Source organism: Limnoraphis robusta BA-68 BA1 (genome assembly GCF_034932365.1).
Classification (GTDB): Bacteria; Cyanobacteriota; Cyanobacteriia; order Cyanobacteriales; family Microcoleaceae; genus Capilliphycus; species Capilliphycus robustus.
This window is the reverse complement of record NZ_JAYGHR010000002.1, coordinates 154,771-169,252: the sequence shown is the minus strand read 5'-3', so window position 1 is coordinate 169,252 and position 14,482 is coordinate 154,771. Positions and strand designations below refer to the sequence as shown.

The following is a 14,482-nucleotide window of genomic DNA, read 5'->3' as shown; positions in this document are numbered from 1 at the left end:
ACTCATTTATTCAATCGGTATAACGACTAACCCGAAAAACTAAGTAGTTATATTCCAAGGGTGAACTATCTGCTTTGTGAACAATCGTCCCCAATTTGGGATCGTAGATCCAGCGACCATCCCACTTAATTGTGGTTTGATCCGGAACTTGCACCGCAATATAGTTTCCTTCCCGCAGTCGCAACCCCAAGGGTGCTGTTTCGTTAAAATCCAAGCCGAGATAAAACTTTTGCACCGGAACGTTTTGAGTGCGTTCGGCTATGGCTTTGACCACTCCCAGTGTCATGTCTGTAAAGGGTGCGATCGCCGGTTGAGCCGTTTGTAATAGATTCAGTCCAATTTTAAAAGCGGGAGATTCTAATGCTTTTAAGACCCCTTCATCTCCTTCATTTTTGACATTAATTGTTGAACATTCAAAGGCAACTCCCCGATTTCCGACGTTTAATCCAATAAAAATAGGCCATCCTTTGACGGGAGCGGTTTCTCCTTCTGGGACTCGATAAGTCTGGCTAAAAGTTACCGCTTCAGAAGCATTGGAAACTTGGTTTTGAGCGGCAAATGTTACCATGATATTGTGAGTGCCACTACCCGGATAATTGAAGATTCGTAGCAGATCGAGGTGAATATCAATGCGGCTATTTTTAAGCGTTGGATCAGCTTGGATAGAACTGGCGTGCTGAATAGATGAAGGTTCCATTGCACCCAATTGACTCGGAGCAATATAGCCAATTGTGTGGTTGGCGTGGTTCCAGGGTTGCTCTTGAACCCACCCCAGAAATTTTAAAATACCATCGACATCTTTAGTTAATCCTCTCTCCTGGGAAGTTGAATCAGGAAACTTAGTATCCTCAATTTCCTTCAGTTTTGAGGCGAGTTCCTCCAGTTCGCTATCTTGGTCTAGGTCATACTCCCCTATTGTTTTAATACCATCGAGTAATAACTTTTGATTGGACATCTAATGTTCCTTTGACTCAATAAAAGTTACGAGTTTAAAAAGTTAGTTAAGGGTCAAAGCTACCTGAGTTCGGTAGGCTTAGAGTGCTTGCGATGATGATTGAGTTGGGTCAGGTGAACTCTCCTTTGATGACTTAGTAAATCCAGCCTATCCTCAAATTCACGGATTGCCAAGTCTTGAGGACTGTGTATTTTTACGGAGTTAAATCACACTATTTTAATAATATTTCTTAACTTTTATTTCGCCTCAAGCCATTACTGATGGGGATTCTGAGGGGGTTGAGGTGGGGCTGGATTGCTTATAATAGTGCCAGAAGCCGTTATATTCCCAATCGTACCCCCTGAAATGTTGAAGATATTTTCTGTTGTTGAAGGCTGAATCTTAGCAATCTGCTCTTGAATGGCTCTAACAATGGCTTGAATTGCAGTTTCATCCCACTGATAATAAGTGCGATCGCCAATATGAATCTCCTTCCCTTCACTAATGGATACGTTATATTTACCGAGTTGTTCTAGGGTAGTGCGATCGCTATCCTGGAGGATTTGACGCAATAAATTTAAATCAGAATTATTCCAGTTACCGGATTCAAGTCGTTGTAGAATTGTGTTGATTTTATCAATATTATTCACTGGCTTTTTGTTCTATAAAACTATACTTAGAGTGAAATAATTTCTCCCCATAAATTAAGAATTTTAAAAAAAATCTGAGACAGTTGGTGGATCAGCCGAATATTGAAAGAGACCATTGAGAATGCTATTTTCGCGATCACTTTCCAAAGAGGCAAGCTGAGAAGGGCATGACAAGTAAACGCCTATGAATCCATCTCGCTGACTGTTATCGATTAATTGCTTCACATCTTCTCTTGTCATGTTTTCTCCGATATCAATTTTTCGAGCAACTGGTATATGCTTAAAAGCTAACTTCACTTCGTGAGGAAGTAAACTATATGGCAAATCCTCCTTGTCCTTTACACTCATGCTCAAAATCAATTCCTCTATGTAACCCTTCTGTTCCCATGTCTGCCAATCTAGCAAAGCTTTTTGAGCATACCATCTAAAGTTGTAACCAATATTCAAACTAACAACTGCATCTTTATTTTTATCTTTCACCTTCTCAAAAACTTTCTTCATCAAAAGAGTAATATTGGATGATTTCATATCCTCCTTCCTGTTATCATATTCAGGAGGGAACCCAAAACTACCGTTCAACTGTATACCATCAAAATCATAGTCCCCTACAATCTCACCTATCAAATCAAGAACAAATTCTTGGATCTCTGATTTAAAAGGATCAAGCCACCTGTATATTACACTATCACTTCTATCCTTTTCTTCATAAGGGTTGCCGTCAGATTTCTTTAAAAACCAGGATTCTTCATAATAGAAATCATCCTCTTTTTTACTAACTTTAAAGCCCGATTCAAAATTCGCTATTACTCTTAATCCTTGATCTTTACAAAAGTCAACTATTTTCTTCAGATTTAAGAGATACTCAGGACTCTCAACCGGAAGCTGCTTATCCTTTAATACGTTGGAAGAGTAAGTAGGACGTCCATAGACCCAGACTGAGATGTATATGGTATTGAAATTCAAATCCTTGAGTTTCTCGATAATGCTTTTCATCGATTCCTCAGAAAATCCATAATCTTTACTTCCTGGAATGTAAGGTATCCAAATACCTCTTAACTCAGCTTTTTTAAGGCGCTTGACTAAGAAGTTCAATAAATCTTTATAGTCAAAAGCATTAATTTTTTTCAGTCCTACCGAAGCATCAATATATTCGTTAAAAAAGTCCCATAACTTCAATACATATAGCTTTTTCTTATTATCTGCTGGATTTTCTAGAAGTTTTGTTACTTTCTCATGAATATCTTCAACAATTCGACATATTCTTACTCCTTGCTTTGCTTCTACATTAGTCTCACCATCATTACTATCACCAGAGTCTTCACGCTCCAATATAGCCATATTATGTAAGGCGACTAATTGCCATTGCTGGTTGAATACTGGGCTTCCGGAAGAACCAAAATCAATATCCGCTTCATAATAAAGATAATTTTTGTATAATTTTATTGTTCTATTACTAGAAACAACAACCTGCTTTCTTTTTCCTTGAGGATGCTGAATAATAACAACAGGCTCTCCTTGAACAGATCTTTTCTCTAGGTTCTTTATATCATAAGTAATAGGAGCTTCTTGATTCCGTTGGTCTTGGACTTGTCGTGCTTTAGCTTGACTTTCAAATGCCTTCTTTATCTCTTCGCTCCAAGGAGGGGATATAGTATTAGGGTCTCTACTAAGCTGAAGCCAACCGAACCAGTCTCCGGCTTGCAAACCCCGTCTTCCTAGTGGTTCTTTTCCTATCTCTACCAGAGCGTAGTCTAGCTCCTTACTATACAGTAATACTTTATTGAGACTGTACTTTAATGATTTAACCTCGCGCTGCAAATAATCTTGTTCATAACCAAATTCAGCAACGTATTTTCCATTTAAAAGTGGAATTTCCTCTAGCAAGTGTTCCTGGCGAGATTCTTTTTCACCTTTACAAATAGTTTCATAAAATACATGATAGTTAGTCAAAAGATGACGACGACCAACTAGAAAACCTGTTGCGAGCCATTCTTCGCTATCATCCCTATCCTCATCATTAACTTTATTAAGTAGCCGACACACCGATTGACCACATTTTTTTCCCATCTCAAAGTAATTATACGGTAAGAAATCTGGTTCATCTTTTTCGACTGATATTCTTGCAGGATCTATCGGTTCAGTGACGTTAAATCTCCTCAGAACTGAAGCCTCTAATTCATCCTCATTAGCTGGTTTTGGGTTACGGAACTGATTAGATGCTTCCGTTCCAAATACTTCAATAGCTATATCTTCCCACTCTTGAGGCTCAATATTTCGAGTAATAAAATTGTCTCCCCAACGACATCCGTTTTTGCATTCTTCACGTTCACAAGAATCACAGAGCCGTTGTGTTGGCCAGAGAAAAAAATTCATAAGTATTTATACAAATTCACGAAACAAGAATTTCAAGCACTAAATATTCAGATACTTAATTGAAGCAAAGCAAACAATGACTACACAAAACTGTTGATGATCACAGAGAGTTCTTCATAGTAATGGCTTCAATCTATTTATCACCCTGATTACCAGATTATGACCCACTATACACAGGCATAAGCTATTATGATTATATATTCTATTCTAAGTAGACAATACTGTCAAGACTTTCAAAGAAAGTAAGGACGATCACAAAGAAATGTTGCAGAAGCTTATTTTATTGTCATTAGATTTTTTCATCAATTTTACTGCATGGATCTGTTTGGGCTTGGTTGGATCATTCTTGACAGATGTTGTTGGTGTTGAAATCAATATAAGACCATTTATAATTTTCGTTAGCACATTATCTATCTTTTATTGCAATTTATTCTCAATAATATATAATCGTATTCAAAGATGTATTTGGATATGTATCATTGGTATACTAGCAGAAATATTGGCTGTACTTTTATTTTGTTTGTACGGAGATCTCTGGCTGTTTGTGAATCTTGATATTATAGATGCTTTGGTAATTATATTAATTACTGTATTTTCTATTTTTATATTTGTATTTATCTTTTTTGCTCTAGTTTTATCGGGATATATTAATATAGTATTATTGGGATTAAAGTACAAAATAGCTTTTCGTTATTTTTATATTATAAAAATAATAACAGGTGTTGCAGCAAACTATGCAATGTTTTATCTTCTTTTAGAAGATCCTAGCAATTATAATAACAAATTTATTTCTTTTATTATAAATATATTTATAAGCTTAACTATTCTATGGGCTAGCTATAAAACAATTCATATTAACAAAAAAACACACGTTTTTTTAAAATCATTCAAGAATTTTGCAATTGTTATCTGTTCTTGGGGAAGTCCCTCTTTTTACAATCAAGATATCAGTCAAATAGACTTTAGAAAAAAGAATTTGGCTCATTACGATATCAGAGCTAAGAAACTCTACCGAACCTGTTTTCAAGGTGTCACAGGACTAGAAAGAGCAAGGGTTGACAGTCGCTATTTAGACTTAGAAAACCCAAAAGTACAACAACTGCTCACCCAAGCATACTCCGAAGATAAGGATTTTAGCAACATCAACTTAAAAGGAGCTTACCTACAAAATACTGAGATGCGAGGATTTGATCTAACCGATGCAGAACTAACAGGAGCCGATCTCAAAAGTGCAGATTTACGAGGCAGTTTGTTGATTCGGACACAGTTAGTTGGTGTTGATTTTACGGGAGCTAACCTAACCGGATGCTGTATCAAAGACTGGAGTGTGAATGACCAAACTAATTTTACTGAGGTTGAATGTGACTATGTTTATTTAGATGTAGATGAACAGGGTCAAGCTACCAGACGTTCTCCTGTAGACCGAAACTTTGAACCCAGAGAATTTGAATCACTATATCAACAAGTGGAGGAAGTTATTGAGTTGATTTTTAAGGAAGGAGAAAACTGGAAAGCAGTTGCATTTGGCTTGGACAAACTTCAGCTTGAAAATGAAGATTTAGGACTACAATTAAAAGGCATTGAACGGCGGGGCGATCGCTTAGTTGTCAAAGTTTCTTACAATGGAGACTATCCCAGAGAACAGGTTGAGCGACAACTTAATGCAGTCGTTACAGAGATGAAGCATCAACTTGCTGCTAAGGAGGAACAAATCAGATTTCTAATGGGAATCACCAGTGAGCAAACAATGACCATCAAGAATCAATCAACTGCTCTATCGAATTTTAGTCAAAAACCTTTTGGAAATCACTTCACTATTACTGGAGGAACGATTTCCAATATTTCTGGTTCTGGCAAGATTGAATATACAGAAGTCTTCAACCAACTGCGAAACCTAGTCCGTGAAAACAATCCTGCTGAAGCTTCAACCCTAGCAGAAAGTTTCTTACAGCAGTTAGCTTCTGAGACTGCTCCAGGTGAAGATCCCCAAACCAGCCAGATCGAAAAATTCTTATTGGCAGAAGCCGAACAAGAGAACTCTTTCCGCAAGTTTCTGATGGAACAGGGTCAGCAAATTGTCGATAACCTTCCAGAAGGAGCAATTTCCATCGCCTTCAGAAATGCGATCGCTCATCTCCGTAGCGAATCAATGAATTCCTGAAAATTATAAAAAATTGATCCGGGTCAGTAGATTCAGCGTTAACTGTTAGTTCTATTATACCCCTGCCTCCGCCGCTTGAATATCCTCAAGAGTAAGGGTTGTATCAGTTGATTGAGGTGTGATATGATTAGTTTCGACGCAGGTTGCTCAATGGCTGAAACTCTGATTCTTTCGTTGAGGTGCGTCGATTGCTTGTCTCATCAAGGTTTGAGGACTGTAACAATGGCAGTTTCAACTGTGTTACAAATGATCTGTTTGGGGGTGCGTCGATTTGTCGTCTGTCATCAACCCGGAAATTCCACCACCGCCGAAATTCAATTTCACGATCGCGAGTCTTTTTTAAAAGAGTAAGATTCAGTAAGAAGCAAATGACTAAGTGTAATGCTTAGTATACGCGCTACGTACTGACTTTAGTTATCTTTGATGGTGAGGATTAGTAATGATACTGTAGGGATCAACCAACGGCCGTTGACCCCTACAAAGATTCCCGGATAATTAATTATCTATTACCTGTAACAACTAGTGTCGTAGAATCAAAGAATTGTTCTTGAGGAATAGAGGTGATGGAAGTTCCTTGAACTTTTCTGACGGCTATCCCATTAGAATCTTTTTTGATATAGCGCAGCCCATCTAATTTACCTTCCTTTAGTAGTTTCCCAAAATCATCCATACTAACTTTGATAGTCCCCGTAGTACCACAGCCATTGAAGTACATATCATTAGTTATCACACCCCCTGACCAACCATAATAAGCCGCAGAATCTTCCCAAAATACTTTAGTTGTTGTAGATGCACCAGTATTCAAGGTTTGGTCACAGACACCAGCCAATGCAGGAGTAGTAGCAAAGGACAACAATAAACAGACAGAAAATAACAAAGCCAAGAGTAATTTTTTCATGGTGATTAAATCTCCTATGGAAAGTCGGATAAAACGATTAAGAACAGGTAATTAAAGTTAAATTAAAGTAAGGAATTTTTAAAGCAAAAATAAGTAAACTTATATGCAAATTTCATGACTTTTTTCGTAACTTTTTAATTACCCAGTATCCAAGTTACCATAACCCTACTTACTCAAACCTTTAGGCTAAAAAATGATATAAAACTTTATAAAACCTTAGAAAACCGACTGAATTTTCTGATTGTCCCACATTTTTTGTTAAGATTTTATAAAATTTTGCTCTCAGATCAAAAACTATGAAATAGTGATTTTGTTCAACAACTTTAGGATTGAGAGCAATTAAAAATGAACAAAATTTACACCGTCTTTAAGGCAGTTTTTGCCTTGTTATTTGTTTGTGTGCTATCTCTTAACTTGGTGATTAATCCAGCCATGGCAACAGGACAATTTAGCAAAACCTGTGAGGATATAAAACTTGAGGGTTCAATCCTTTCAGCAAGCTGCGAAACAATCAGTGGTTCTCATCAAGATACCTCTATTAATTTAGATAATTTCATCGGTAATTTGAATGGTAGCCTTTCTTGGGGTGATCATCTGTTCTCCCTAACCTGTAAAGATATTGGTTTAGGACAGTCCCTCAGTACCCGCGAATATGTCCTTAGTGCTCAATGCGAAAAAGCGGATGGTAGAACTTATGTCCTAACAGAGATTACTGTAGATGAGGATATTGCTAATATTGACGGATTACTAGAATACGAAGGTTTCGACTTTTTCTAAGAAGACGTTTCGGGTTCCGACTGGGAGGGGGTGAGATGAAGTGGAATCGAGTTGTTTTGGGTGCGATCGCAACGCTATTGTCTACTACGATCAGGGTATCTGCAACTCCGACAGTGGAAACTGTAGCCGATTATATTGCGCGCACAAACTACCGAAATCGTTCTCATCCCCGGACGGCAAAGTTTAATTGAGTTCCGCAACGGGGAAACCATTCAGTACATTTCCCTGGCTGACGTGCATCAAATTGTTTTCTCTACTGACCTCCCAATTGACAGTGGACAGGCTTCTGTAATTGTGTTGAGAACGATTGAACCTTTGCGGTGGTCGGGTGTTGTGGAGGCTCCAGCAAGGGGAACTGTTCGCGAAGATTATCCCAATGAAACCGTTTATCCGACTAATTTAGTTGTCGTTACTTCAACTCCTACCGGGGAAAAGCGTACCTACATTTTTGACCTAAAAATATCTCTTTCTCAAACACCCAATATTTCTAATGGGGTAGCGATTAGGGACTTGCGTTTAAATAACTTACCAGTTAGACTAATGGAAGACCACTGGTCATTTTTATCTATAGGAATGTAGGCGATCGCCCCCAAGCAAATGTTAAGTGAAAAATGGAAATCGACTCTAAAAAAAGCGGCTCACAAGCTAACAGGATACAAAAAAAGGGCATTCATGGCAGAAGTAACCGAGGATTATTTTAATGGGTCTCCTCGGAAAGCCGAAACGCAATTGGGATGGTCACGGCAGGCGATCGCCACAGGATTAAAAGAACGAGAAACGGGAATCCTTTGTGCAGATAACTATCAAGCAAGAGGAAGAAAAAAAACGGAAGAAATTCTACCGAAATTGGAAGCGGACATCAAAACCCTAGTTGAGACCTATTCCCAGGCCGATCCGAAGTTCAAATCAACATTTGCCTATGCGAAAGTAAGTGCCAGAGCGGTAAGAGAAGCGTTAATTAAGGAAAGGGGATATTCTTCACAAGAGCTGCCGTGTCGTCAGACAATTGGAGAAATACTAAATCGGATGGGTTATCGTTTAAAAAAACACAAAAGGTCAAACCCTTAAAAAAAATACCAGAAACGGATGCAATATTTGAAAATTTAGCTAAAGCAAACATTGAAGCTGATAAAAATCCAAAAACTCTGAGAATTTCTCTAGATTCAAAAGCAAAGGTGAAAGTAGGTAACTTGTCGAGAGGAGGGAAAAGTCGAACTCTAAAACCCCTTCAAGCCGACGATCACGATCACCAATGGTCTGAAGTGTTGGTTCCGATGGGCATTCTGGATGTTCAAGAAGGAAGATTTTCGATATATTTTGGAACATCAGCAGAAACATCAGACTTTATTGTAGATTGTTTAAGCCAATGGTGGCAAGACAATCAAGGAAATTATTTGGGAGTAGAAGAATTAGTAATCAACCTAGACAATGGCATCGGACAACGCAGCAATCGCAGCCAATTTATTAAACGAATTGTCCAGTTTGCCCAATCGACAAAATTAAGAATCCATTTAATCTATTATCCTCCCTACCACAGTAAATACAATCCGATTGAGCGATGTTGGGCAATTTTAGAAAACTATTGGAATGGAGCTATTTTAGATTCAACAGAAGCTGTCCTATCTTGGGCTTCTAACATGATCTGGAAAGGGAATCATCCTCAAATTCATCTCATCAAAGAAACCTATCAAAAAGGTATCATTGTTCGAGATCCGGAGTTGAAAGCTTTTCGACAGTTCTGGCAATGTTCTGAAACCTTACCCAAATGGGATGTGATGATCGCTCCTCCTTAGCTGGTATATTATTTGTACGCAAGTCCCTTATTCAAGAAGAATCAACCCAGACTCAACAATTGCTGACTCTCGCTGATGGAAGACAAGCCAACTGGCGAGATATTGAACGGGGTTATGTGGTTGCTCTTAGAGAAAAATATACAGCCTCTACAGACCCCGTTGTTGGGAAGATTCAAAAGTTTCTCGCCCTGGCGCGTCAGAATGTTCCTTTTTTGGAAGCTGCTCGTCAGGTTGGACTGCCGTTTGAGGTGATTGAAGCGCTTGCAATAATGGGTTTGCAAACTGTTTCAACCCAACAATACCCCGAAAGAATTATTCCTCAACCCCCTTCAACTCATCCCCAGACAGAAACCGTAAATGACAACTATATTTTCCTTTTTACTGGTACTTATGCGATCGCACACTGCCACCAATTCAATTTGCTTAGAAGTTTGGGTTAATTTTTTGAATTTCTGTGACCCACTCTCGACGACTAGAATGTTCTAAATTCAAAATCTCTTCTAAAGACCAGTGAAAATGAAAGGCAATACAAGCTACCTCCTCACGGAGTTGTTCTGAGGGATAGCTTACGACTCCCCCGACAAGGCTAAATCTACTCTAAACTCATCATTACATTGGGGACATTTTACCACAAAATAGGCGTGATTTTGTTGATTAATTCGATTATAAAACTCGCGTAAATAAGCCAGATCGAGAGTAAATAGATTCTCCAATATTTCTGGAGTCACTGAGGATAAAGTTCCCAACTGAGTAATAACCCTTGATAATCGAATTAAAACACCATATACCGGCTCTACCTGAACGCGAGTATTTTTCTGAACAAAGATTTCGTCTTTTGCCGTTGCCAACCGCATCACACCCTGACGATGAACTTGTCCTTGCTCGTCAATTAAGCCTTTGGGTAATGTAAAATTAAATTCAGTTGGGGGTAAGTTTGAACTGGTCATGCCAAATTTTATATTTTTCTTAATTCTAATGATTTGTTGTACAAAATTGGGATATTTATTGTAAGTTTTGATAGCTTAAATGATTTTACTCTAGTTCATTAATTTGGCGATAAAACTTAATTAAATAGTCCAAATCACAAGCATATAAGTTTTCAATAATAACAGGATTCACCTCCTCTAACGCACCGAGACGAGTCACAACTCTCGACAAAATTAACACCGTCGCATAAGCAGGATTTGACTTCACACGGGGATCTCGCAAGGGGACAATTTCATCAATGGCTTTGGCTAAACGCATCACCCCAATGCGATGAACATTGCCATCAGTATCTAAATATCCTTTAGGTAAACTAAACTCGAATTCGGTCTGAATCATTTGATACTATCAATTCTTTTTAACTCTTCAATCGTAACTTCTACTTCCTCAATTTCAAAATCACCGCCTGCGACATTAACATCAGAAATCGAATATCCAATCGGCCATGCTCGTTTGAATTCAAATCGAAACTGTTCTTCTGCTGCCTGATTGTAAATGACTAAGGAACCATCGCGCCGTTGTTTGGGCCAGTTTCCATCTTGCACAGCTTGAAGCCAGTTCCAAAAAGTCATAGACATGGTTAAACCTCGGCGCAAAGTCAGATTACTATAGGTCATAACACCAGGAATTTTTGTTCGCACAATCCGACCCCTAGAGTTTCCCTGTTTTCCCCACTTTTGTGGCGTAACCTCGCTAATTTCGATCACTTCTTGAGTTGCTTTAAAACCGCTACACTCCATAAAGTAACCGTCTATTGAGTCATTACTGCCGTCCAGTTTTAGCTCTAAGTAAAACTTGGCTCTTGTGAGGATTTCAGGAAACTCTGTCACAATCGTTCTACCTTTAATTCAATTGGGTCAATCCAATCTTCAAATTCCTACTTTTTCCGAACTATTTTTGTGAATTTAAGTTCTAGAGTATCTTCAGCATTTTGACCAGACTGATCAACCCCAAGGACACCACTCGCTTGTTTTAAGGTACCGGGAAACAAATCAGTAAAATCAAACCGCATTTCCTCGCCATCCCCATCATAAATCGTCAGCGATCCAGTTTTCCGATTTTTTCTGGCTTCTGTCTTCCCACCACTATAAGCTTCCGCGTGGCACTTGATATACCAATCTTCTAATTTTTTTTGTGCAGCCTCATTTCCAGCTACAAAAGTGAGGGTGATAGCGGAACTGTACTTAACCCCACCGATAACAGCTTGAGTTTGGCTTTTACCACCTTTTGTACAGCCGATGGGGGCATCGCCTCCAGCCACTTCAATCGTAATTTCGGGGCCACTAACTTTCTTAATCAATAAGTCGGTAATTCCGTCTATTTCAAAGTAAAACTTGGAATTTGTCAAAAACTCAACATTATCAGCCATTTTTAATCTCCTAATCAAGATTTAAATCAACAGTCGCACGCTCGTTTTATTTACTGAGTTCGATTAAATTTTTCACAAGTAATTGTAAAAATTTCTTCCAAATAGGCATCTTGAGTTACATCCAGATCTGCACATTTGTATTTAGAAGGCCAAGCTTCTGAAAATTCCCACATTGCTACTAATTCGCTATCTGAATCATAGGCACTAATTTTGCCTGTTTTTTTATTGTTTTTCCATTGCCCTTTACCCCCATCAGATGTAGGTAAGCATTTTTCAAACCATTCATACATTTTCTTGCTAGCACTGCTACCCGTTAGGCTAGCAACACAGGTACAATCAAAGGTGAATAATCCTTCAAATCCACCTGAGTTAATCTGACGGATCGATTTTCCATCTTTAGTCGTTCCAATTACAGCTTCACCTCCAGTGACTTTTGGTTTGTATTCTGGCAGGGTTACACTTTTGAAAACTAAATCAGTCAAACCGTCAAATTCTAAATAAAAACTACTAGGGGCAATGGGTTTAATTAAATCAGCCATTGGTAAAACTCCCAAATCAATGCAAATATTTTCGACTTCTAGAGTGCGTCAGATTTTCGTTTAGAACGTTGTAATTAACACTACATTTCTGACGCACTAGATGATTCGGTAGGTTTGTTATTGGTTAGGCGCCCACTGGCTCACTCGGAAAACAACAAACTCAGCCGGACGAACAGGGCGAACGCCAACTTCAATGTACAACATCCCCAATCTCATCGTTTCTTCGGGATTGAGTTCTCCATCACATTTCACATAAAATGCTTCTTGAGGAGAACTTCCAAATAACGCTCCTTCTCGCCAAATTCGTTCAAGGAAATTATTCACTGTACGTTCAACTCGCGCCCAAAGATCTTGATCGTTCGGCTCAAAAACAACCCATTGGGTTCCGAGTTCAATTGATTTTTCAATGTAGCTCATCAAACGACGAACACTAATATAACGCCATAACGTATTATCAGGTTCAACCAAGGTGCGAGCTCCCCAAACTTGAAGTCCTCGGTTAGGAAACTTGCGAACACAATTAATTCCTTTAGGGTTCAGCAATTCTTGTTCACGAAAGTTGGTATCGTAAGCTAAACTAATCACTCCACGCGGTGTAACATTAGCGGGTGCTTTGTATACCCCTCTGGTTTCATCCGTTTGGCACCAAATTCCCATCATGTGACCGCAGGGAGGAACATAAATGCCTTTGCCATTATCACGGGGATTAGGAACTTTAATCCAAGGATAATATAACGCGGCAAATTGAGAACGACGGCCAAAATTATCGAGCCATTCTGCGACATCTTGAGGTTTACTTTGTTCGGGAGGAACTGGGCTATTTCCTCTTCTTACCTTAACCGGAGGAGGATCTAATACAACCATCCGAAAAGGGGGACTCGGCGCCGAATTTTCACAGTTGGTCATCATCATTTCCATCAGACCATGAACCTGTTCTAAATTCAACAAACCTTGCTGATAAGCTAACATTAAATCAGGACAGGCAATAATCGCAATTTCATCAATTTCAAATAAACCTTGAATCCCTGTCCGATCCTTACGACCCCCATAAGTTTTGCGATAAAGTTGATCAACTGGATAGACTTCAGGAGGGGGAATGATTTCGTAAAATCCATTCGCTGGCCGACAAGACAGAGGCATTCCGCTTGTGGCTTGAATTTCTACTTCTAAATAAGGAGACTCTTGAAATGCCGTCTCTACAAATGTCCCCGCTTCCGGTTCTGCACTCATGGAGAGATGTCTGTAAGTTGAGAGAATATCCTCACCTTGTCTTAAAGTGACTTTAAAATATTCACCCGTATCAAAGGGTTCTTCTTCAGGGTTATCCGAGGGTAGGGGATCGTCCGGTTCAATGATCACGTTGATCCGTCCGTTTTCCAGTTGGTCTGGTTTCATCCGAAAACCAAGGGAAGGGCGTTGGCTAACGGTTGTAATGGCTGTAATGGTCGTATTTTCCTCAACCTGCGGTGTTTGTCTAGCCGGCTGAGGAAGCTGAGTTCCGATACTGACGACCCAACAGCGACCTCCTCCATTATCAAACCATCCTCTGACCGCAAATGGTAAATACGCTCCAAAGTCTGTAAACCCATCGGAACCTGGTTTACCAAAGCATTCGAGATATTGATCCCAGTCTGTAATCAGTTGAGGTTCAAACAGTTGGGCATCTCCGCGAACATCTTCTGTAAAGCCCACAAATCCTGCGACATTCATAGTTACCCCTTGAATGGGGCGACTACCTCGCTCTATCTCTTCAACGTATACACCCGGCGCAAAGTAATCTAGACGAGCCATTAGGAAGTCTCCTTAACGAGTCTTCAATTGTTTGATTAGTGAGCCAATTTGAAATGACCTCATTATAGCTCGAGTTGAGCCAAAAATGAAATAATAATTCTATAAATTTAATTAAATTTTAGTAACTTGTTTTAAAAATCATGTCCAAACTCATCAATAAATTAAGTGAAAACTTCCTAAACTCATCATTGATTTTCGATAGAATTTGTAAAA

Annotated in this window: 16 protein-coding genes and 1 pseudogene; 6 read left to right on the top strand and 11 right to left on the bottom strand. The window is 39.0% G+C overall.

Annotated elements, in window-relative coordinates:
* Positions 1–10: 10 nt before the first annotated feature.
* From VB836_RS01945 to VB836_RS01935, 3 genes are all read right to left on the bottom strand, one after another.
* The gene (locus VB836_RS01945; protein ID WP_323217751.1) at positions 11–955 is read right to left on the bottom strand and encodes a hypothetical protein; all 945 of its coding nucleotides are present in this window, start codon (positions 953–955) and stop codon (positions 11–13) included.
* A gap of 254 nt (positions 956–1,209) precedes the next feature.
* Entirely contained in the window at positions 1,210–1,584 is a 375-nt protein-coding gene (locus tag VB836_RS01940) for a hypothetical protein (RefSeq protein ID WP_323217750.1), read from the bottom strand.
* Between the two features lie 63 nt (positions 1,585–1,647).
* Positions 1,648–3,957, bottom strand: coding sequence for a family 10 glycosylhydrolase (locus VB836_RS01935; RefSeq protein ID WP_323217749.1), 2,310 nt, complete (start codon positions 3,955–3,957; stop codon positions 1,648–1,650).
* 262 nt (positions 3,958–4,219) lie between these two features.
* Here VB836_RS01935 and VB836_RS01930 point away from each other — a divergent pair, with 262 nt between their 5' ends.
* Together VB836_RS01930 and VB836_RS01925 are read left to right on the top strand one after the other, a co-directional pair.
* Positions 4,220–6,118 carry a pentapeptide repeat-containing protein gene (locus VB836_RS01930; RefSeq protein WP_323217748.1) on the top strand — a complete coding sequence of 633 codons (1,899 nt, stop codon included), beginning with the start codon at positions 4,220–4,222 and terminating at the stop codon, positions 6,116–6,118.
* Positions 6,119–6,340: 222 nt separating this feature from the next.
* Positions 6,341–6,469 carry a hypothetical protein gene (locus tag VB836_RS01925; protein ID WP_323217747.1) on the top strand — a complete coding sequence of 43 codons (129 nt, stop codon included), beginning with the start codon at positions 6,341–6,343 and terminating at the stop codon, positions 6,467–6,469.
* A 148-nt stretch (positions 6,470–6,617) separates the two neighbouring features.
* On the opposite strand, the gene VB836_RS01920 is transcribed toward VB836_RS01925, so the two are convergent.
* Positions 6,618–7,016: a hypothetical protein gene (locus VB836_RS01920; protein WP_323217746.1), complete on the bottom strand. Its 399-nt coding sequence runs from the start codon at positions 7,014–7,016 to the stop codon at positions 6,618–6,620.
* Between the two features lie 345 nt (positions 7,017–7,361).
* Between VB836_RS01920 and VB836_RS01915 the strand changes: the two genes are divergently transcribed.
* The 4 genes and pseudogenes from VB836_RS01915 (at position 7,362) to VB836_RS01895 (ending at position 10,026) form a co-directional block, all read left to right on the top strand.
* Complete coding sequence (locus tag VB836_RS01915; protein ID WP_323217745.1) at positions 7,362–7,793, top strand: mannose-binding lectin; 432 nt, start codon at positions 7,362–7,364, stop codon at positions 7,791–7,793.
* Positions 7,794–7,928: 135 nt separating this feature from the next.
* The gene (locus VB836_RS01910) at positions 7,929–8,372 is read left to right on the top strand and encodes a hypothetical protein (protein WP_323217744.1); all 444 of its coding nucleotides are present in this window, start codon (positions 7,929–7,931) and stop codon (positions 8,370–8,372) included.
* A gap of 18 nt (positions 8,373–8,390) precedes the next feature.
* Positions 8,391–9,586, top strand: a pseudogene (locus tag VB836_RS01900) (ISAzo13 family transposase).
* Positions 9,559–10,026, top strand: a complete 468-nt coding sequence (locus tag VB836_RS01895; protein ID WP_323217741.1) for a hypothetical protein — start codon at positions 9,559–9,561, stop codon at positions 10,024–10,026. The pseudogene VB836_RS01900 and the gene VB836_RS01895 overlap by 28 nt, the downstream one beginning before the upstream one ends.
* Here the strand turns inward: VB836_RS01895 and VB836_RS01890 are convergent.
* From VB836_RS01890 to VB836_RS01860, 7 genes are all read right to left on the bottom strand, one after another.
* Positions 10,010–10,114, bottom strand: coding sequence for a DUF6760 family protein (locus VB836_RS01890; RefSeq protein WP_323217813.1), 105 nt, complete (start codon positions 10,112–10,114; stop codon positions 10,010–10,012). The two genes, VB836_RS01895 and VB836_RS01890, sit on opposite strands and share 17 nt — an antisense overlap.
* A 38-nt stretch (positions 10,115–10,152) precedes the next feature.
* Positions 10,153–10,533 carry a hypothetical protein gene (locus tag VB836_RS01885; RefSeq protein ID WP_046276901.1) on the bottom strand — a complete coding sequence of 127 codons (381 nt, stop codon included), beginning with the start codon at positions 10,531–10,533 and terminating at the stop codon, positions 10,153–10,155.
* An 85-nt stretch (positions 10,534–10,618) separates the two neighbouring features.
* Entirely contained in the window at positions 10,619–10,909 is a 291-nt protein-coding gene (locus tag VB836_RS01880; protein WP_323217740.1) for a hypothetical protein, read from the bottom strand.
* Positions 10,906–11,400, bottom strand: a complete 495-nt coding sequence (locus VB836_RS01875; protein WP_046276649.1) for a phage tail protein — start codon at positions 11,398–11,400, stop codon at positions 10,906–10,908. Before VB836_RS01875 ends, VB836_RS01880 begins: the two co-directional genes overlap by 4 nt.
* A 47-nt stretch (positions 11,401–11,447) precedes the next feature.
* On the bottom strand, positions 11,448–11,939 hold the full coding sequence (locus tag VB836_RS01870) for a phage tail protein (RefSeq protein WP_046276650.1): 492 nt from the start codon (positions 11,937–11,939) through the stop codon (positions 11,448–11,450).
* A gap of 50 nt (positions 11,940–11,989) precedes the next feature.
* Complete coding sequence (locus tag VB836_RS01865) at positions 11,990–12,478, bottom strand: phage tail protein (protein ID WP_046276651.1); 489 nt, start codon at positions 12,476–12,478, stop codon at positions 11,990–11,992.
* Between the two features lie 117 nt (positions 12,479–12,595).
* Positions 12,596–14,269, bottom strand: coding sequence for a phage tail sheath family protein (locus VB836_RS01860; RefSeq protein ID WP_046276652.1), 1,674 nt, complete (start codon positions 14,267–14,269; stop codon positions 12,596–12,598).
* Between the last annotated feature and the right edge of the window lie 213 nt (positions 14,270–14,482).

Excerpts from the sequence above, each read along its gene's own strand:
- VB836_RS01925 (WP_323217747.1), top strand. The coding sequence starts at position 6,341 with ATGGCAGTTTCAACTGTGTTACAAATGATCTGTTTGGGGGTGCGTCGA.
- VB836_RS01870 (WP_046276650.1), bottom strand. The coding sequence starts at position 11,939 with ATGGCTGATAATGTTGAGTTTTTGACAAATTCCAAGTTTTACTTTGAA.
- VB836_RS01915 (WP_323217745.1), top strand. The coding sequence starts at position 7,362 with ATGAACAAAATTTACACCGTCTTTAAGGCAGTTTTTGCCTTGTTATTT.
- VB836_RS01920 (WP_323217746.1), bottom strand. The coding sequence starts at position 7,016 with ATGAAAAAATTACTCTTGGCTTTGTTATTTTCTGTCTGTTTATTGTTG.
- VB836_RS01880 (WP_323217740.1), bottom strand. The coding sequence starts at position 10,909 with ATGATTCAGACCGAATTCGAGTTTAGTTTACCTAAAGGATATTTAGAT.
- VB836_RS01935 (WP_323217749.1), bottom strand. The coding sequence starts at position 3,957 with ATGAATTTTTTTCTCTGGCCAACACAACGGCTCTGTGATTCTTGTGAA.
- VB836_RS01930 (WP_323217748.1), top strand. The coding sequence starts at position 4,220 with ATGTTGCAGAAGCTTATTTTATTGTCATTAGATTTTTTCATCAATTTT.
- VB836_RS01945 (WP_323217751.1), bottom strand. The coding sequence starts at position 955 with ATGTCCAATCAAAAGTTATTACTCGATGGTATTAAAACAATAGGGGAG.
- VB836_RS01885 (WP_046276901.1), bottom strand. The coding sequence starts at position 10,533 with ATGACCAGTTCAAACTTACCCCCAACTGAATTTAATTTTACATTACCC.
- VB836_RS01860 (WP_046276652.1), bottom strand. The coding sequence starts at position 14,269 with ATGGCTCGTCTAGATTACTTTGCGCCGGGTGTATACGTTGAAGAGATA.
- VB836_RS01865 (WP_046276651.1), bottom strand. The coding sequence starts at position 12,478 with ATGGCTGATTTAATTAAACCCATTGCCCCTAGTAGTTTTTATTTAGAA.
- VB836_RS01895 (WP_323217741.1), top strand. The coding sequence starts at position 9,559 with ATGGGATGTGATGATCGCTCCTCCTTAGCTGGTATATTATTTGTACGC.